The sequence below is a fragment of the Nocardia sp. NPDC051052 genome (genome assembly GCF_044456045.1).
GTDB lineage: Bacteria > Actinomycetota > Actinomycetes > Mycobacteriales > Mycobacteriaceae > Nocardia.
Genome location: NZ_JBITFL010000007.1, coordinates 113,988 through 131,194 on the forward strand (window position 1 = coordinate 113,988; position 17,207 = coordinate 131,194).

The window sequence follows — 17,207 nt, forward strand, 5'->3', positions numbered from 1 at the left end:
GGACCTGTCTCCTTCCGATGCTGATGAGTGAGCGTAGCGACCGGAACCCACCAGGCCAGGGACGCCGCGACCACCACGGAACCCGGTAACAGCGAGGCACCATGTGAGCGTTGACAACTGCGCGAAGCTCGGGCCTATTCCATCGGCACCCGCCAAATTTCCGCGGCAGGCCGTCCAGCCGCGCCGCGCCGCGCACAATCGGCAGCCCCGGCGGCCGAAGTTCATGGAACCATGGCAGGCATGTCGCAGCCGCGCACGATCATGGCCGATCCGGCCTGGCGCCCCAGTCCGAAGGCAAAACTCTTGTGGACCATCCAGGCCGCCCTGGTCTGGGTGGTTCCGTTCGCGGCGCAGCTCGTCTGGGCAGTGCTCGACTCCGGCAATCGCGGGTGGCAGTTGACGGTGTTCCTGGTGACGCTGGTGCTGGCCGGGTTGAATATCGGTGTGGTGCCGTGGTGGCGGTACGCGGTGCACCGGTGGGAGGTCACCGAGGAGGCCGTGTACACCAGGGTCGGCTGGCTCACCCAGGAGAGCCGGGTGGCGCCGATCTCGCGGGTGCAGACCGTCGACACCGAACGCGGGCCGTTGGCGCGGCTGCTCGGGCTGGCCACCGTGACGGTGACTACCGCGTCGTCCGCGGGCGCGGTGCAGATCTCCGAGCTCGACCTCCCGGTGGCCGAGGAGACGGTGACCAGGCTGACCCGGATCGCCGCGCAGCATCGGGGCGACGCGACATGACCTCGGCGGAGGCCGTCGCGCCGGAGACCGATCAGCCGTGGTCGCGGCTGGACAAGCGAATGTTGTTGGTACATCCGGTCACCGAGGTGGTGAAGTTCATTCCGGTGCTGATCGGGTCGGTGATCCTCGGCACCAGCAGCGGTAATCATGGGTGGAGCATCATCCCGCTGGCATTGATCGTCGGGTTCGCGCTCACCCGCTGGTTCACCACCACCTATCGGGTCGGCCCGACCCATGTCGAGTTGCGTACCGGGCTGATCCAGCGCAAGAAGCTCGCGGTGCCGCGGTCCCGGATCCGGTCGGTGGACATCGAGGCGGATCTGCTGCACCGGCTGCTCGGGCTCGCGGTGCTCGCCATCGGCACCGGGCAGCACGCGGATTCGGGTGAGAAGTTCAAATTGGACGCGCTCGACGCGCGTTTGGTGCCCGAGTTGCGGACCGCGCTGCTCGCGCACACCGGCGGCGCGACGCAAGGCGTTGCCGGACAGCCTGTTTCGTTGGATAAGTCGACCGAATCCGAGAGTCGGGACGCCGCACCCGGCCGTGAGATCGCGCACTGGAATCCGGCCTGGGTCCGTTACGCCCCACTGTCTTTGACGGGTTTCGCGATCATCGCGCCGATCGTCGGCCTGGCGTTCCAGTACGGCGTCGGCCAGGTGCTGTTCCGCTCGGACGCGGTGCAGCGGGTGGAAAACGGCGGCGCGGCACTGATCGCCATCGGCACCGCCGGGTTGCTCGTGGTGATCGTGCTCATCGTCAGCCTCGCCGCCTGCGCGCGTTATCTGGCAACGTATTTCGGCTTGCGCGTCATCGATGACGGCCGCACGCTGCAGCTGCGCCACGGCCTGTTCACCACCCGCCAGATCACCCTGGATCTGGCCCGCTTCCGCGGCGCGACGGTGAACGAGCCGTTGCTGCTGCGGCTGGCCGGTGCCGCCGAGCTCGAGGCCATCATGGTCGGCGCGAGCCCGCGCCAGAAGATTCTTCCGCAGGCGCCGCGCACCGCCATCGAGCACACGCTGAGCCACCTGCTCGCCCCGAACGAGTTCCACGACAGGGCGATTGCCTCGCCCGCCGCCGGTCCGACGCCCGGCAGCGCGCCGCTGGTCGCGCACGGTCCGATCGCCCGCCGCAGGCGGCACACCCGCGCGCTGGCGCCCATTGCCGTGGCCGCGCTCGTCATGTTGGCCTTTGCCATTGCGGGCGTGGACTTTTCGCCGTGGTGGTGGGTGCTGCCCGTGCTGCTGGTTCCGATCGCGATCGCGCTGGCCGAAGACCGCTATCGCGGCCTCGGCCATACCGTGCTGCCCGAAACCGCCACCAGCCCACGCTGGTTGATCACCCGATCCGGCTCGCTCGGCCGCGATCGCGACTGCCTGGAAGCGCCCGGCGTGATCGGCTGGACCGTCCGGCAGTCGTTCTTCCAGCGCCGGGCCGGCGTCGCCACCGTGGTCGCGGCATCCGCCGCGGGTAAGAAGCGATACCACGTGCTCGATATTCCGCTCGATGAAGCATGGGCCCTCATCGACGCGGTGACACCGGGCCAGCTCGGCAGCCGCTAGCGCCTGCTGAACGCTAGCGCCTGCTGAAGTACCTGGAATTGACGCGGAGGTAGATGTACACCAGCGGCGGCACCAAGCCACAGAACAGCAAAAGCACCGTGCGCCAGTCGCTTGCGAGCATGATGTCCCCGCCGGGGCCGGTGCTCGCACAGATCAGGAACCCGAAAGTCCAAGCGGCCAAAGGCAGGAACATCGCTGCCACGCGCGGCGAGACCGCGCGGACACCGAGCACCAGCAGGATGTTCACCACACCGGCCAGCACACCCGACAACGGGAACGCGGTACTGCCGAAGTAGGTCGGCAGATACAGCACTTCCATGGCCAGCGTGATGAAGGCATCGATCACCAGAATCGCGAGGATCAGCGGCGCCAACCAGGGCGCCACCGCGGCGGGCGACTCCCGGTAGCTCACGGGTTCGACGGCCGCCCTCACGGCACCGGGGGAAAGCCGAGCAGGGTCAGCAGGTGACTCTGCATGTCGACGAACCCGTACAGCACCGACAGGTACAGGTCGTGTTGCGCCTGCCAGTTCGGCTTCATGCTCTCCACGAACGCGGCGATCGCGTCCTGGACCGACCAGTTGTACATGGCAGCGAGTCTATTCCGCTGCTACGGCGACCGGGGGCCGCATGATCACTTCTCGCCGTCGACCGGGATGTTGGCCACCACCGGGAACTCGCCGGTATAGCCCATCCGCTCCTCGGCGATGGACAGCACCCGCTTGCGGGCCACCAGCCAGCCGACGATCAGCATCGGAATGATCAGCACCAGCGAGGCGACGGTCCAGGTGCCCACCGGATAGTCGAAGCCGGTCAGCACCACCACGAAGAACAGGAACACCAGCGTGAGCAGTCCGGTGTAGGGCGCGCCGAACATCCGGAACGAGGGCCGCTCCGCCTTGCCCTGTTTGGACCAGCGCCACAGCTGCAGCTGGCACAGCACGATGGTGGCCCAGGAGGCGACGATGCCGAGCGAGGCGAGGTTCAGCACGATCTCGAAGGCCCGGTCCGGCACCACGCCGTTGAGCGCGATGCCGACCAGCGCGATCAGGCTGGTCAGCAGGATGCCGCCGTAGGGAACGCCATTGCGCCCCATCACGCCGGTGAACTTCGGCGCGCTGCCGTTCATCGACATGGAACGCAGGATGCGCCCGGTCGAGTACAGCCCGGCATTGAGGCTGGAGAACGCGGCGGTGAGCACGACGAGGTTCATCACGCTGCCGATGCCGGGCACGCCGAGCATGGTGAAGAAGGTGACGAACGGGCTCTCCTTGGCGGTGTACGCCGTGTACGGCAGCAGCAGGCCGAGCAGCACCAGCGAACCGACGTAGAAGATCGCGATGCGGGCGATCACCGAGTTGATCGCGCGCGGCATGATCTTGGCCGGGTTCTCCGTCTCGCCCGCCGCCGTGCCGACCAATTCGACCGCGGCGTAGGCGAACACGACGCCGGAGACCACGACGACCAGCGGAAGCACGCCGGTCGGGAACAGCCCGCCGCTGTCGGCGATCACGCTCGGCCCGGTCGGGTTGCCCTGCACGGTGAATCGGCCGATCAGGAAGATGGTGCCGACGATCAGGAAGGCGCTCAGCGCGAACACCTTCACCAGCGCGGCCCAGAACTCCATCTCGCCGAACCACTTCACCGAGATCAGGTTGATGCTGAGCACCAGAACCAGCGCGATGAGCGCGAGCAGCCACTGCGGGACGCTGCTGAACCCGGACCAGTAGTGGAAGTACTGGGCGATCGCGGTGGTGTCGGCGATGCCGGTCATCGACCAGTTGAGGAAGTACATCCAGCCTGCGACGAACGCGGCCTTCTCGCCGAAGAATTCGCGCGCGTAGGAGACGAACGACCCGGACGACGGCCGGTGCAACACGAGTTCACCGAGCGCGCGCAGGATGAGGAAGGCGAAGAATCCGCAGACGCCGTAGACCAGGAACAGACCCGGTCCCGCGTTGGCGAGCCTGCCACCCGCGCCGAGGAACAGTCCGGTGCCGATGGCGCCGCCGATGGCGATCATCTGCAGTTGCCGCGGTTTGAGACTCTTGTGGTAACCCTCGTCCTCGAGGCTGAGGTGAGCCTTGTCGCCGACCGCCGTCATGAACCGCTTCGCCTCCACATCGATGTATTCGAGATCACGGGAACGGTACCCGGCGAAAGTTTTCGGTGGAACAGCAACCCTCAAGCTACGAATATCCGCAGCTCAGGGCACATTCGGAGGATACGCCGGAATGCGACAGGAACTACGGAAGACTAGCCGCGCCATCGATAGAAGTTCGTCAATCGAGGCCCGCGAGAAGATCATGTTCACGGCCGTCCGAACCGACCGGTCCCCTCCGACCGCGCACAAGGACAAAACACTCCTCCGGCAGTACCGGCTGAGCAACATTGTTGGACAGCGCGAATTCGCGCCCGGACGGCGCCATCGTGAGCTGGGTGGCATGGGCGCGTAAGGCGGCGCGTTTGGCGACGAGGGCATCGGACACGTCGATGGTGGTGGTCACCGTGCGGCTCGGCACGCTCGCGAGTTCGCCCTCGGCGGGCAACCGCCAGCCCTGCGGCAACCGGCCCGGCAACCCGTCGACCGTGCGCCTGGCCAGCGCGGTCGTGTGCTGGCGCAGCGTGTCGGCGTCGGTGACGGTCCAGTAGAACTTCGGCGTGTCCCAGCCCCGCGCCGCGGCGGAATGTACTGCGGCCGTGGCGATCTGGTGTGCTCGAATGTGATCGGGGTGGCCGTAGCCGCCGTTCGGGTCATAGCTGATCAGCACGCGCGGCCGCAGTTCCAGGATCACCTCGGTCAACGCGTCAACCGCCGCATCGCCGGACTGCGCGAACACCCGCGGTTTCGCGGCCGCCAGGGTCCCCGCCATGCCGGAGTCGCGCCAGTGGCCCGCGCCGCCGAGGAAACGCGGGGGCGCGGCATCGAGAGCCTGCAATGCCCTGGTCAGTTCGAGAATGCGATAACCACCGAGTTGATCGGCGCGGTCGGCGGTGAGCTGGGCCCACTCGTCGCCGATGACCTCACCCTCCTCACCGAGCGTGCAGGTCACCACGGTCACCGGCACACCGCGGCGGCGGTAGTGCGCGATGGTGCCGCCGGTGGTGATGGATTCATCGTCCGGGTGCGCGTGCACCAGCAGTATGCCGCCGGTCATTGGATCTTTCGCCACTGTCCGGCGTCGCCGAAGATGCCGACCTGGATGCTGCCGCTGAGCGACGCACCGTCCACCCGGGGACCGGCGGCCGCGACCACGTTGTCCTGCACGATCGGCAACACCGTGGCCAGCTCCCACAGCTTCGGCTCGGCCTCGGCGAGCACTCGGCCCGTGTCGACGCCGCGCAGCGCCTCATCCATCGGCCCCTGCAGGGTGGGGTCGCACACCCCGGACAGGTTGGCGGGTGCGCGGCGCGCCGGATCCGAACTCGGCTGCGCGGCACCGGTGCTGCCGGCACCGGGTTCCGGTGGCGGGCAACCGTATCGGGAGGCGAGCACGGTGGCCGGGTCGGAGCCCGCCTGCTCCCAGCCGACGATCGCGTCGATCGTGCCCTCGATGAGCTCGCGCCCATAGAGCTGATCCGCAGCAACACTACGAACCGTGGCATCGATTCCGGCACTGCGCAATTGGTCGGCGGCGGTATTGGCGACCGCGATGGCGGTGGCGTCGCCCTCCACCGCGCCGATCCGAATCGTCAGGGATTTACCGTTTTTCGCGACCGGTCGCGGTGTCGGCGCGGGCGAGGTCGGCGAGTTGACCGGCGGCGGTTCCGGCGCACGGCCATACCCCGCCTCGGCGAGCAGCGCGAAGGATTCCTCGGCGGGCGGGCGGGGTGGCGAGGTCGGCGCATAGCCGGGATCGGATGGCGAAAGTATCTGTGCGCGAGCCGGTTCCACCCAGCCGCCGGTCTGCGCGCCGACCGTCGCCAGCAGCGCGGGATCCAGCAAAGCGAGCACCGCGCGGCGGACTCGAATGTCGCTCACCGGACCGCTCCGGCCGTTGAGCGCGAGCTGCAGCACCCGCGACTGCGGCATGATCGCGGTGCGTACCGACGGAATCGCGGCCAGCTGTGCCTGAGTTGCGACACCGCCATGCACCAGCGTCATCTGGGCATCGTTGGTGCGCAATGATTCCGCCAGTTGCGCGGGCGTGCCACCGCGCCGCAACAGGATCTCGTCCGGCGCCGCCGGGGTGCCCCAGAACCGGGCGTTGCGCTCCAGCAGAACTTCCTCACGCTGGGGATCGACGTTCTTGATCGCGAATTGCGCGCCGGACACCCGGATGCTCTTCACCCAGCCCTCCTGGAACCCACCGGGCGAATCCTTCATCAGATGCGAGGGCAGCAGGTTGGTGAACAATTGCTGCCAGCCCGGATAGGGCGCGCGCATCTTGACGGTTACCAGCTTGCCGCCGTCCGCGGAGCCAATATCGGTGATCAGCCGGTAACCCGCCGAGTCGATGACGCCGGGCTGCGAAATCATCTGCTGCCACAGGAATTGGAAGTCCTCGGCGGCGATCGGCGCACCGTCGGACCAGTTGGCCTCGTTGCGCAGCGCGTAGGTAATGGTGAACGGATCTTGCGCGCTGACATCGGCCGAGGCGATCAACGACGTGTCCGGCACCCAGTCGGTGGCACCGGGCGCGGCCTGACTCGGCACCGCCCGGAACGGACTCGGCAGCACCATCGAACTCAACGCGGCGGAGGCGGGTGACTGATCCGAACGCAGGTGCGGATTGAACCCGATACCGATGGTGTCGATCGCGACGACCACCGTGCTCTTACCCGGCTTGGCTTGCGTCGTCTTCGGACTGTCCGTGGTCTCGATCGGCGGCGGCGGATTCGCGGTACACCCGGCGAACACCGTCAACGACGCCGTCACGATGATCAACAGTGCGCGCCACGTGGCGCGGCGCCCTGCCCGCGTCGGCGGCCTCATGCCATTCCCTGCGCCCACTTTCACGGTTGCGGACTCTACCGCACCCACCTGACGGAATCCTGCCCATATTGAGGGGGTGGCAGCACCACAATGCGGGCCGCGACGACGCTCATTAATTGTGCGAACAGAACGCCCGGCAACCGGTCGGCATTCTTGTCGAAAAGGGGTCTCCGCGTTCAGATCAGCGCCGACGCGTTGTCCAGAACGCTTGCCTATCAGCAGCATTCGCCACCGAGGCCACGCACCTTGCTAGCGCCGAAATCCAGCGCACATCCCGATGCACACGCTATTCAGCTGAGCCGACGCCCGAAAATTCCCGGATAATTCAAACCACGGTCTGTGGCGGTAAGAATTCCGATAGCAAACGGGATTCCGGCGCGTACACGCCGGAATCCCGTTGCCGTGGAAACGATCAGAGGGCGGCGCGGTCCCGTGCCTTGCGGCGGGACAGTTCGCGACCACGCTCGGTGGCGCCAAGGATGACCTTGCGCACCCGGACGACCTCGGGCGTGACCTCGACGCACTCGTCGTCGGCGCAGAACTCCATCGCGGCTTCCAGGTCGAGCTGCAGCGGCTTGGCCAGCGTCTCGAACACGTCGGCGGTCGCGCTGCGCATGTTGGTCAGCTTCTTCTCACGCGTCACGTTGATGTCGAGATCCTCGGCGCGCGGGTTGATGCCGACAACCATGCCCTCATAGGTGTCCGCGCCCGGCTCGACGAAGAACTGGCCGCGATCGGAGAGCTGGATCATCGCGAACGGGGTCACCGAGCCCGCCCGGTCGGAGACCAGCGCACCGGTGTGCCTGGCCCGGATCTCGCCCGCCCACGGCGCGTAGCCGTGCGAGACGGCGTTGGCGATGCCGGTGCCGCGGGTGTCGGTGAGGAAGTCGGTACGGAAACCGATCAGACCGCGCGAGGGGACGATGAACTCGATGCGCACCCAGCCCGCGCTGTGGTTGGCCATCTGGACCATCTTGCCCTTGCGGGCGGCCAGCAGCTGTGTGACAGCACCCAGGTACTCGTCGGGGCAGTCGATGGTCAGCTCTTCGTACGGCTCGTGCACCTTGCCGTCGACCAGCCTGGTGACCACCTGCGGCTTGCCGACGGTCAACTCGAAGCCTTCGCGGCGCATCTGCTCGACCAGGATGGCCAGCGCCAGCTCACCACGGCCCTGCACCTCCCAGGCATCAGGGCGACCGATGTCGAGCACGCGCAGCGAGACGTTGCCGACCAGTTCCTGGTCCAGGCGCGACTTCACCATGCGTGCGGTGAGCTTGTGGCCCTTGACCCGGCCGACCAGCGGCGAGGTGTTGGTGCCGATGGTCACCGAGATCGCGGGCTGGTCGACCGTGATGTGCGGCAGCGCGACCGGGTTGTCCACATCGGCGAGGGTGTCGCCGATCATGATGTCCGGGATGCCCGCGATCGCGACGATGTCGCCTGCGATGGCGATCTCGCCCGGCTGCCGCTCGACTCCGACGGTCTGCAGCAGCTCGGTGATCTTGACGGTCTTGACGCCGTCGGCGTGCATCCAGGCGACGTTCTGCCCCTTGCGCAGCTCGCCCGCGTAGATGCGGACCAGCGCGAGGCGGCCGAGGAAGGCCGAGGCGTCGAGGTTGGTGACGTGCGCCTGCAGCGGCGCGTCCCGGTTGCTCTTGGGCGCGGGAATGCTGTCCATCAGCACCTCGAACAGTGCGTCCAGGTTTTCCGCGTCCGGCTCGTGCCCGTTCTCCGGACGCTCCTTGGACGCCTTGCCCGCGCGGCCCGAGGCGTAGAGCACCGGCAGGTCGAGCGCGAGCTCGGCGGCCTCGGCGGCGGAGTCGTCCAGGTCGGAGGCCAGGTCGAGCAGCAGGTCGTGGCTTTCCTCGACGACCTCCTCGATCCTGGCGTCGGGCCGGTCGGTCTTGTTGACCACCAGGATCACCGGCAGCGACGCGGCGAGTGCCTTACGCAGCACGAACCGGGTCTGCGGCAGCGGGCCCTCGGAGGCGTCGACCAGCAGCACGACACCGTCGACCATGGAGAGGCCGCGTTCGACCTCACCACCGAAGTCGGCGTGGCCTGGTGTATCGATCACGTTGATGACGGTGACGGAACCATCCGCGTGGTGCTTATGCACCGCGGTGTTCTTGGCGAGAATGGTGATGCCCTTCTCGCGCTCCAGGTCGCCGGAGTCCATCACCCGATCGACGAGCTCGGCTCGCTCGGCGAAGGCGCCGGATTGGCGGAGCATGGCGTCGACCAGCGTCGTCTTACCGTGGTCGACGTGGGCCACGATGGCAACGTTGCGAAAATCGCGCGCAGACGACACGCTGAATCCTCCTGCTGTTAGGTGTAGGTACCGGCCGACCCCTGCAAACAGGTGGAGAATCGAAACTCACCGGGCATTGCGGCCATATACACCCTACCTGTGTTCGGGTCACCCCTCCGCGCCAGGCACGCAACTAAGGGTATGCTAACCGACATGGGCAAGGTCAAGGCTAAGCAGGTTTCGCGACTGAAACCGAAGAAGAAGTGCTGTCGAAAAAAGACGCGCTGCGTGAAATGCCCTGTGGTCATTATGCGTATGAAGAAGTGTGAAGCCGCAGGCATCTGCGGCAAGGACCTGAAAAAAGCACTCAAGCAGGCGCGCGCCGCCTGACCTTTCCGACCCTCCGGCACGGCCCCCGAACCGCGCTGCGCCCGACTGATCCGGCAATGACGGACATCACTCCCGGCGGAGGAGTAGAACCGGGGTTATGAGTGCCCCGTTGCTGACCGAAACCGAACTCACCGAGTCACTGACCACCCTGCCGGACTGGACCAGGGACGGCAACGTGCTGTCCCGCACCGTCCAAGCGCCCACCTTCCTCGCGGGCATCGAGCTCGTCCGGCAGGTCGCCGAGGCGGCCGAGGCCGCCAATCATCATCCCGACATCGACATCCGCTGGCGCAAGGTCAGCTTCGCGCTGTCCACCCACGATTCCGGCGGTCTCACCGCGCTCGACATCGAGCTGGCCGGCAAGATCGACCAGCTGGCGGCTCAGCTCGCCTGACCGGCTAGGGCGTGTCTCCCAAATCCAGGTGGATGCATCCGTGGCTCAGATCGTCGCCTGCCAAGGCGGAGGAGGAGCCGATACCGGGGTTGTATCGGCGACGACGACAACGCGGGCAGGCGGCGATCTGAGCCGCGGAGGCGCCGCCTGGATTTGGGAGACACGCCCTAAGCGGTGCGCGCCTGGCCCTCGGTGGCCGCGCGCGCCGCCTGCGCCGGGTCCGACTTCTGGCGTCGACCGGATCGAATCACCCAAATGAAGAACACCAGCGAGCCGATCACGTCCACCGTGCCGAGCCAGGCCAGCACGGCCGGGCGGGGGATGGTCCAGATCGAATCCTGGAAGAACGACAGCACCCACGGAATCCCGATCAGCGTATTCACCAACCAGTAGCCCGCGATGATCTTGGCGCCGGGCGCCTGCCGCAGCGGCCCGTAGAGCAACCACAGCACCGTCGGCAGCAGCCAGACCCAGTGGTGCGACCAGGAAATCGGCGAGACGAGCAGCCCGAACAGCTGCACCATGATCAGCGTGCCCATCCGGTCGTCCGGCTCGAGTACCCGCCAGGCGAAGAACGCCAGCACCGCGACCACCAGCACGCCGGCCAGCCACCACGGCCCGGATTGCACGTCGTAGCCAAGGATTCGGCTGAGCGTGCCGCGCAACGACTGGTTCCACACCGAGCCGACCGGACCGATCCGGTCGGCGTCGCCGAGCAGGGTGCCGAAGTACCGCCGCGCCTCGTGCGGGGCGATCAAGAAGCTGATCCCGACGGTCCCGCCGAACACCACTGCCGACCACACCACCGTCAGCCAGCGCCGTTGCGCGACGAAGTACAGACCGCTGATCGCCGGGGTCAGCTTGATCCCGGCGATGATGCCGACCAGCCCGCCGGACAGCCACCAGCGCGAACTGCGCACCGCGATCATCGCGCCGAGTACCAGGAAGACATTGACCTGGCCGTAGTCGATCGTGGTCCGCACCGGCTCCATCCACATGCCGACCGCGGTCCAGCCGACGGTCGCGACCTGCCAGCCCGGCTCGTGCGCCCGCTCCACCCCGAGGATCAGCTCCAGCGCGATGCGCACGACAACATAGAGCGCGGCGACGGTGGCCAGCAACCAGCCGACTGCGACAGCCGTGAACGGCAGATAGTGCAGCGGGAAGAAGACCAGCGCGGCGAACGGTGGATAGGTGAACGGCAGCGGGAAGTCCGGCGTCTTCTCCGCGTAGGTGAAGTCGTAGAGCTTGTCGGTGAGCAGCGACGCCGATCCGTCCACGTACACGTGGAGGTCGACGACGTTGAGTCCGTTCTTGTTCAAGAACATCCAGAGCAGCCTGGACAGAATGGACAGACCGAGTACCGAGACAGCCCATCGGAGTTGACGGTTCAAATCGCAGGCTTTCGACTCGGGTGGGGGCGTCGGCCCGACACCCGGCGATGCGAGTGTTCGGCGACAAGAACGGATGGCCCCGACTAGATTAACCGCAGCGCCGATCCAGGTCGTCGCGCCCTCGTGTCACCAGCCGAATCACTGATAACATTTGCATCACCTTTCACACCAGTAACACCTGATGCGCGCTACCGTCTGATAACACTGATCGTCCGCAACACCGGTAGGGCGACGCAGCTGTACACATAGCCGCGTAATCCCTAGAGTGACCCCCGAAACGATGGCTTTTCAGCATCGGCCCAGATGTACCCGAGGTAAGGACGGCTAGACCAGTGCTTCGCACCCGAGGATCGCGGATTGCATTGTCGGCGCTCGCCATTGCGGCGACCGCCACGCTTGCCGCGCCGACGACTGCAGTCGCGGCGCCCGCGCCCGCGCCTGCGGCGACCCCGAACACCGTGCCGATGGTCCCGGAGGGTGTCCCGATCGACGCCCTTGCCGCCCTGGCCCCTGCCATCGTCGGCTCGATCGCCGGCCCCGCCGATGTCGCGGCAGGCCCGCAGTCGGCCATCCTCGATCAGGCCCGCAAGCTGCTCGCGACGCTGAGCCTGCCGCCGCAGATCAAGTCGACGCTGGAACGGATCATCACCTTCCTGGACGGCAGCGGTGGCGGTGGCCCCGAACTGCCGCAGGAAGGGCCGGTCATCGCGCAGTTCCTCTACCCGACCATCGGCAAGGGCTGCATCGGCCCGACCGCCGACTCCATCGGCACCGCGCTCGCGGTATCCGGCCCGGCCCAGCTGCCGCCGCCCGGACCGAAGGCCGGTCAGGCCGGGTTCGTGTTCACCGCGCTCGGCACCAAGGCGCCGACGGAGGTCCAGAATCCGCCGATGACGGTGCAGTGGATGAACCTGGACACCCGCCAGGGCGGCCTGCTGCCGCTCACCGACGAGGCCAAGATCAACCCGGGTGGCCCGGCCACCCTGTCCGCGATCGCCGACACCGGTTCCGGCCGGGTCGTCGCGGTCATCTCCGGCTCGCTGACCACCAAGGCCGACGACGCCGACGCACGCACCTGCTCATTCCTGCCGACGCTCGGATTCTTCACCGTCGCATAGGTTTCAGACCAACGGCGGCGTCCCTGCGGGGCCGCCGCCGTTGTCGTCTTTACGACATCGCCTCGGCGAAACGGCGCGATGACGGATGAATGGGTGACGAATGTGGTAGACCGCTAACTATGGCGATCGAACATTCGATACGGCCCGGCCGCTCCATTCGAAGCAGGCATTCGCATCGATCGATACTGTCCTTCCGATCCGAGGGCTCGATCCTGTCCATCGGGTCGGCCTACTCGATCCTGTCGATCGGCAGCGTCGGCTCGATCTTGTCGATCGGCTCGGTCGGCTCGTTCGGGTCGGCCATCTCCTCGTTCTCGTTCACCAGCCTCGGCTCGGCGTTCTCCGGCCTGTCCCGCTGGTCACTGTTCTCCTGGCTCGGCGATCACGAGGCGCCGGACAGCCGCCCGACATTGCGCGTAGTTCCCGACGAAGAGCTCTCCCGCCTCCCCGATTATTTAGGCCAGACCTAGGTGTAGCGACGTCAACGCTGGCGACCGGCGGTGCCGTCGTTGATGGGTTTGCCTGTACCCGGCGAGTTACCCATGTTCTTGCGAAATCAGTTGCCCGGTTGCCGAATCCGACGTCACCACTGCCCGTATTGGGGGGCGAGCGCGTGGTTGAGGTCGATGCCGATGCCGTCGAGCGAGCGCTTGTCGATCTCGAACTGGTGCAGGTGCGCGGCGGGGTGGATGACACCGTTGGAGCCCCAATTGTGTTGCCAGTACCAGGAACCCAGGCCTGCGGCGCGGGCGAGTTCGATAGTCGGGGCGTTGGCGTACATGCCGGTGTTCTCCTTGCCGAGCACCTCCTGCCAGCCGAGCAGGTAGGGCGCGATCATGGTGGCGAAGTCGACCGCGGTCGGGTTGTCGTCGATGGCGGCGTAGATCGGCACGCCCTCGGGTCCGCCGGCGGCGAGGTGCAGGTCGAGCCCGCGCTGCGCGTGCTTCTTGCCCGCCTCCACTCCGCCGCGCCAGTCCGCGGTCGGCCCCTTGCCGAACTGGTAGCAGGACACGATCTGCAGGTTCGCCTCGTGCAGCTCGTCGACCTCGTTGGCACGCAGCGGCTTGCCCGCCATCCATTCCGCGCCGGGCCGCCGGTCGGAGACGTACCGGATCACGCCGAGATGTCCGGCGTCCCTGATCGATTCGGCCGAGGGCACCCCGCCCGCGTAATCGATCAAGGTGCCGAAGGCACCGGCGGTGGCGGGTTTCGCGGAGGCGGTCAGGCCGATCGCGGCCGCCGCGGCGGCATAGCCGAACAGCGCACGCCGGGATACCGAAATGGAACGCATCGTAGGACTCCTTCGCGCAACCCCGACCATGGATGGCAGCGTGCCCGGCGCACCTTCCCCATACATTCAGCACGCGCCGGGAGCCTCGAACGTGTACTTATTTCACCATATTCACATGGGAACCGCTAGACCCACGGGACACACCCTTTCACATTGGTCACATGAGCAACCAGGATGCCAACGAGACGCCTGATTTCGCGAGAGCATGGGTAACTCGGCGGGCACGGCAAACCCCCTGACATCACTGCCGGTCGCCAACGCGACCGCCGACCCGCCTAGGCCTGGTCAGAAGTTCCCGGAGAGGCGGGCGAGCTCGAGCCGATGCGGGCGGCCACGTCGATCGTCCGGCCCGAACTGTCCGCGAGCTCTTTGCTCACGACCCCCGCGACCTGGGCGATCACCTGCTTCTTGATGCCCGCGAGCGCACCGAGGGTCGCCGCACGCACACCGTGCGCTTTGAACTCCAGCCGGATGTCGTCCGGGTCGGGCGGGGGTACGTCGATGACCACGAGCAACGGGTCGGCGGCGCGCGCGGTCAACACCAGCGGCACCTCGACGTCGGCGCGGTATCGGTTGGCCTTCAGCACGTCCACGGTGATGTCCAGGCTGACCGGCAGCGTCAGGTCGAAAGATCGTGGCGTGTCTGTTTTATCGTCCAGCTGCGGCACTCGGACACTCCCCCGCACGGTGACGGTCGCCGATTTACCCGGCCCGGTCTTCAGCGGGCCGATCTCGATCGGCCGTCCCGCCATTCGTTCGACCACCTCGAACACGCGCTCGCGCGTCACGATGCGCGAGAAGAACCGGTGCCCGAATTCGTCGTAGCCGATCCAGTCGAACTCCGCCTGCTCCCGATGCGTCGACTTGGTGCCGCTCACAATGGCCTCGACATCGAAGACTCGGCTGCGCCGGGCCTGCGGATCGGCGAGCATGGCGTTCACCCGCGAGGCGACCTCGCGCTGCACCAGGCCCGCGATCGGATCGAGCAGCATCTCCCCCGCGGCGTCCATCGCTTGGGCGCGCAGCACGAAGCTGACGTCGCGCTGGGTGATCGGCGGGATGTCGATGACGATCAGCAACGGATCGGCGGTGCGCGCGTGCAGGGTCAGATCGATTTCGACCCGTGCCTCCAGCCGCAACTTCTTGCCGCCGAGCATCACCTTCAGCGCCAACGACACCGGAACGGTGACCTCGAACGTGACGTGCGGGCCACTGTGCAGCACCTTCGGCGTGCCGACCTTGCCCTCGGCGACGAAACCCGCGAGACCGGCCGGGCCGAGGGAGAACGGGCCGATGGTCATGCCGCGGCCGGTCATTCCGGACACCGCGGCCTCGATCCGGTCCTTCGTCACCGCCTGCGTGACAAATCGCTCGCCGAAATCGGCATAGTCGATCCACCCGGGATCGCTGATCGGTTCGTCGGTCGACTGCATCAGATTTTCCGCAACCCTCACCGCTCGATGGACACCGGACACGGTACGCGACCGACATTGCCCGGAACTTGCCCAAGTCTGAACCCGAGATCCCCGTCCTGCCGATGAGGGGGAGGCAGGGCGGGGATCGGCGACGGCGCTGCCGGGCGCCGTCACTATCTATCGTAGGGCTATCGCGCGTGCCCGAAAGACGTGCGCACCCACCAACCACCGCCGTCGGCCGTCGATACTTCTCACAATGTGCCGAATCCGACGATCCCCGGCGCCTCGGCCAGCGCGAATGTGTGGATGCTCACCTCACCGAACTCGTTGCCGCCGATCGTCGTCACGACACCGGCGCCGGACTTCAGCACAATGTTCGTGTGCTGGCCGAATGGGCTGGTGCTGTCGTACATCAGTACGTCACCTGTGCGCGGCTGATAGCTGCCCAACGGGGCGAAGCGCCCCGTGCTCGCGTAGTACTCCTGCAGCGTGTACACCCCGGGGATCCGCCACGAGCCCGAATTCGGGTTGGCCAGCGGCACCCCCGACTCCCGCATCACCCAGCTGACGAAATCGGCGCACCACGGTTCGCTCGCTCCTTCGGCGTATTTGGTGCCCGCCCCCGGGCTGTTGAATTCCCGTGCCGTCACCGCCACCACCTTGGCCTGTGCCGGGTCGAGCGTCGAACGGTCGACCGCGGGGAACTCGGTGCCGCGCTGACCGATGATCGCCGCCGGGTTCGAATGGTCTTGCCACCAGCGGACTCCCAGCACCCCCGCCACGGTGAGCGCGACCACCACCAGTCCCACCGCGAGCCACCGGCCCGCGGGCCGGCCAGCGCGGCCGTGCCGCGGGCGCTCCGCGCGGTGACGCACCCGATGCGAGGCTCTGACCTGCTGCTCCGACATCTCTCCCCCAGTTGATTCGCGATCGCGACCGTCTCGGTCCTTGCTGAATTGGACGAACGTGGAGCCCGAACGGTTCCCGTCGAAAACCTATTTCCCTGCTCGCGACACTTGAGGTAGAGTTCTACCATCCCAGTCCAGGAGGGTAGACCCCATGGGTTTGAACATAAAAAATGAGAACGTGCACGCCTTGGTGCGTGAGGCAGCGGAGCGGACGGGGATGTCCCAAACCAGCGTTGTCGAGGAGGCACTGAAACGCATGTTGAAAGAACTGGATGCCGAGCAGCAGACTCGGCTCGAAGATCTGCGGCTGATCGTGGCCGATATTCACACGATCATGAGGGAGTCCGGGCAACCGCCGTTGACCACCGACGATCTCTACGATGACGAAGGGCTGCCCGCATGATCGTCGACGCGTCTGCCCTGCTCGCCATCCTCAATGAGGAACCCGAGTCCGACTCGTTCACCGAGATTCTGGGATCGACCCACAGCATCGCGATGTCGGTCGTCAACCATTTCGAGGTCTCTATCAAAGTCGACCGGCATCCGAACCCTGTGCTCGCCCGGCGCGCAGACCAACTGATGGAAAGCGCACAGATCGAGCTCGTTCCGGTCTCGCTCGAGCAGGCCGCCATCGCCCGAGCCGCGTATCGCGATTTCGGCAAGGGCAGCGGGCATCAGGCCAAGCTCAATCTCGGCGATTGCTTCGCATACGCACTCGCCACCGTTAGGAAGAAGCCGCTGCTCTACAAGGGCAACGACTTCGTGCACACCGATATCAGATCCGCGGTCTGACCTCGGAGCTCGGTTCCGG

The 17,207-nt window shown here is 66.7% G+C and carries 18 protein-coding genes; 8 read left to right on the plus strand and 10 right to left on the minus strand.

Annotated elements, in window-relative coordinates; genetic code table 11:
• Positions 1-240 precede the first annotated feature (240 nt).
• Together ACIBCN_RS24875 and ACIBCN_RS24880 are read left to right on the plus strand one after the other, a co-directional pair.
• A complete protein-coding gene (locus ACIBCN_RS24875) occupies positions 241-738 on the plus strand; it encodes a PH domain-containing protein (protein ID WP_396994048.1) in 498 nt (165 codons plus the stop codon).
• Entirely contained in the window at positions 735-2,300 is a 1,566-nt protein-coding gene (locus ACIBCN_RS24880; RefSeq protein ID WP_396994049.1) for a PH domain-containing protein, read from the plus strand. Before ACIBCN_RS24875 ends, ACIBCN_RS24880 begins: the two co-directional genes overlap by 4 nt.
• Positions 2,301-2,313: 13 nt before the next feature.
• On the opposite strand, the gene ACIBCN_RS24885 is transcribed toward ACIBCN_RS24880, so the two are convergent.
• From ACIBCN_RS24885 to typA, 6 genes are all read right to left on the minus strand, one after another.
• Positions 2,314-2,712, minus strand: coding sequence for a hypothetical protein (locus ACIBCN_RS24885; RefSeq protein WP_396994050.1), 399 nt, complete (start codon positions 2,710-2,712; stop codon positions 2,314-2,316).
• Positions 2,713-2,729: 17 nt separating this feature from the next.
• Complete coding sequence (locus ACIBCN_RS24890; protein WP_396994051.1) at positions 2,730-2,888, minus strand: hypothetical protein; 159 nt, start codon at positions 2,886-2,888, stop codon at positions 2,730-2,732.
• Between the two features lie 45 nt (positions 2,889-2,933).
• Positions 2,934-4,403 (minus strand): amino acid permease, encoded by a 1,470-nt coding sequence (locus ACIBCN_RS24895; protein ID WP_396994378.1) that lies wholly within the window; start codon positions 4,401-4,403, stop codon positions 2,934-2,936.
• Between the two features lie 178 nt (positions 4,404-4,581).
• On the minus strand, positions 4,582-5,457 hold the full coding sequence (gene mshB, locus ACIBCN_RS24900) for an N-acetyl-1-D-myo-inositol-2-amino-2-deoxy-alpha-D-glucopyranoside deacetylase (protein WP_396994052.1): 876 nt from the start codon (positions 5,455-5,457) through the stop codon (positions 4,582-4,584).
• Positions 5,454-7,235: an ABC transporter family substrate-binding protein gene (locus tag ACIBCN_RS24905; RefSeq protein ID WP_396994053.1), complete on the minus strand. Its 1,782-nt coding sequence runs from the start codon at positions 7,233-7,235 to the stop codon at positions 5,454-5,456. The genes mshB and ACIBCN_RS24905 overlap by 4 nt, the downstream gene beginning before the upstream one ends.
• 412 nt (positions 7,236-7,647) lie before the next feature.
• A complete protein-coding gene (gene typA, locus ACIBCN_RS24910) occupies positions 7,648-9,546 on the minus strand; it encodes a translational GTPase TypA (protein WP_396994054.1) in 1,899 nt (632 codons plus the stop codon).
• Positions 9,547-9,699: 153 nt separating this feature from the next.
• Here typA and ACIBCN_RS24915 point away from each other — a divergent pair, with 153 nt between their 5' ends.
• Positions 9,700-9,876, plus strand: coding sequence for a hypothetical protein (locus ACIBCN_RS24915; RefSeq protein ID WP_191093947.1), 177 nt, complete (start codon positions 9,700-9,702; stop codon positions 9,874-9,876).
• A 97-nt stretch (positions 9,877-9,973) separates the two neighbouring features.
• On the plus strand, positions 9,974-10,270 hold the full coding sequence (locus ACIBCN_RS24920; RefSeq protein WP_396994055.1) for a 4a-hydroxytetrahydrobiopterin dehydratase: 297 nt from the start codon (positions 9,974-9,976) through the stop codon (positions 10,268-10,270).
• A gap of 167 nt (positions 10,271-10,437) precedes the next feature.
• Here the strand turns inward: ACIBCN_RS24920 and ACIBCN_RS24925 are convergent, their stop codons facing one another.
• Positions 10,438-11,664, minus strand: a complete 1,227-nt coding sequence (locus ACIBCN_RS24925; RefSeq protein WP_396994056.1) for a mannosyltransferase — start codon at positions 11,662-11,664, stop codon at positions 10,438-10,440.
• Between the two features lie 332 nt (positions 11,665-11,996).
• Between ACIBCN_RS24925 and ACIBCN_RS24930 the strand changes: the two genes are divergently transcribed.
• Positions 11,997-12,782, plus strand: coding sequence for a hypothetical protein (locus ACIBCN_RS24930; RefSeq protein ID WP_396994057.1), 786 nt, complete (start codon positions 11,997-11,999; stop codon positions 12,780-12,782).
• A 119-nt stretch (positions 12,783-12,901) separates the two neighbouring features.
• Entirely contained in the window at positions 12,902-13,252 is a 351-nt protein-coding gene (locus ACIBCN_RS24935) for a hypothetical protein (protein WP_396994058.1), read from the plus strand.
• A gap of 113 nt (positions 13,253-13,365) precedes the next feature.
• Here the strand turns inward: ACIBCN_RS24935 and ACIBCN_RS24940 are convergent, their stop codons facing one another.
• The 3 genes from ACIBCN_RS24940 to ACIBCN_RS24950 all read right to left on the minus strand — a co-directional run bounded on the left by ACIBCN_RS24940 (position 13,366) and on the right by ACIBCN_RS24950 (position 16,396).
• The gene (locus tag ACIBCN_RS24940) at positions 13,366-14,073 is read right to left on the minus strand and encodes a DUF1906 domain-containing protein (RefSeq protein WP_396994059.1); all 708 of its coding nucleotides are present in this window, start codon (positions 14,071-14,073) and stop codon (positions 13,366-13,368) included.
• 275 nt (positions 14,074-14,348) lie between these two features.
• On the minus strand, positions 14,349-15,506 hold the full coding sequence (locus tag ACIBCN_RS24945; RefSeq protein WP_396994060.1) for a hypothetical protein: 1,158 nt from the start codon (positions 15,504-15,506) through the stop codon (positions 14,349-14,351).
• Positions 15,507-15,739: 233 nt separating this feature from the next.
• A complete protein-coding gene (locus ACIBCN_RS24950) occupies positions 15,740-16,396 on the minus strand; it encodes a CHAP domain-containing protein (protein ID WP_396994061.1) in 657 nt (218 codons plus the stop codon).
• A 151-nt stretch (positions 16,397-16,547) separates the two neighbouring features.
• Between ACIBCN_RS24950 and ACIBCN_RS24955 the strand changes: the two genes are divergently transcribed.
• Positions 16,548-16,799 carry a type II toxin-antitoxin system VapB family antitoxin gene (locus ACIBCN_RS24955; RefSeq protein ID WP_396994062.1) on the plus strand — a complete coding sequence of 84 codons (252 nt, stop codon included), beginning with the start codon at positions 16,548-16,550 and terminating at the stop codon, positions 16,797-16,799.
• Positions 16,796-17,188 (plus strand): type II toxin-antitoxin system VapC family toxin, encoded by a 393-nt coding sequence (locus tag ACIBCN_RS24960; RefSeq protein WP_396994063.1) that lies wholly within the window; start codon positions 16,796-16,798, stop codon positions 17,186-17,188. Before ACIBCN_RS24955 ends, ACIBCN_RS24960 begins: the two co-directional genes overlap by 4 nt.
• The last annotated feature ends 19 nt before the right edge of the window (positions 17,189-17,207 follow it).

Bases quoted from the DNA above. Each gene is read 5' to 3' on its own strand.
- ACIBCN_RS24875 (WP_396994048.1), top strand. From the start codon at position 241: ATGTCGCAGCCGCGCACGATCATGGCCGATCCGGCCTGGCGCCCCAGT.
- ACIBCN_RS24880 (WP_396994049.1), top strand. From the start codon at position 735: ATGACCTCGGCGGAGGCCGTCGCGCCGGAGACCGATCAGCCGTGGTCG.
- ACIBCN_RS24890 (WP_396994051.1), bottom strand. From the start codon at position 2,888: ATGTACAACTGGTCGGTCCAGGACGCGATCGCCGCGTTCGTGGAGAGC.
- ACIBCN_RS24895 (WP_396994378.1), bottom strand. From the start codon at position 4,403: ATGACGGCGGTCGGCGACAAGGCTCACCTCAGCCTCGAGGACGAGGGT.
- mshB (WP_396994052.1), bottom strand. From the start codon at position 5,457: ATGACCGGCGGCATACTGCTGGTGCACGCGCACCCGGACGATGAATCC.
- ACIBCN_RS24905 (WP_396994053.1), bottom strand. From the start codon at position 7,235: ATGAGGCCGCCGACGCGGGCAGGGCGCCGCGCCACGTGGCGCGCACTG.
- ACIBCN_RS24915 (WP_191093947.1), top strand. From the start codon at position 9,700: ATGGGCAAGGTCAAGGCTAAGCAGGTTTCGCGACTGAAACCGAAGAAG.
- ACIBCN_RS24920 (WP_396994055.1), top strand. From the start codon at position 9,974: ATGAGTGCCCCGTTGCTGACCGAAACCGAACTCACCGAGTCACTGACC.
- ACIBCN_RS24935 (WP_396994058.1), top strand. From the start codon at position 12,902: ATGGCGATCGAACATTCGATACGGCCCGGCCGCTCCATTCGAAGCAGG.
- ACIBCN_RS24940 (WP_396994059.1), bottom strand. From the start codon at position 14,073: ATGCGTTCCATTTCGGTATCCCGGCGTGCGCTGTTCGGCTATGCCGCC.
- ACIBCN_RS24945 (WP_396994060.1), bottom strand. From the start codon at position 15,506: ATGCAGTCGACCGACGAACCGATCAGCGATCCCGGGTGGATCGACTAT.
- ACIBCN_RS24950 (WP_396994061.1), bottom strand. From the start codon at position 16,396: ATGTCGGAGCAGCAGGTCAGAGCCTCGCATCGGGTGCGTCACCGCGCG.
- ACIBCN_RS24955 (WP_396994062.1), top strand. From the start codon at position 16,548: ATGGGTTTGAACATAAAAAATGAGAACGTGCACGCCTTGGTGCGTGAG.
- ACIBCN_RS24960 (WP_396994063.1), top strand. From the start codon at position 16,796: ATGATCGTCGACGCGTCTGCCCTGCTCGCCATCCTCAATGAGGAACCC.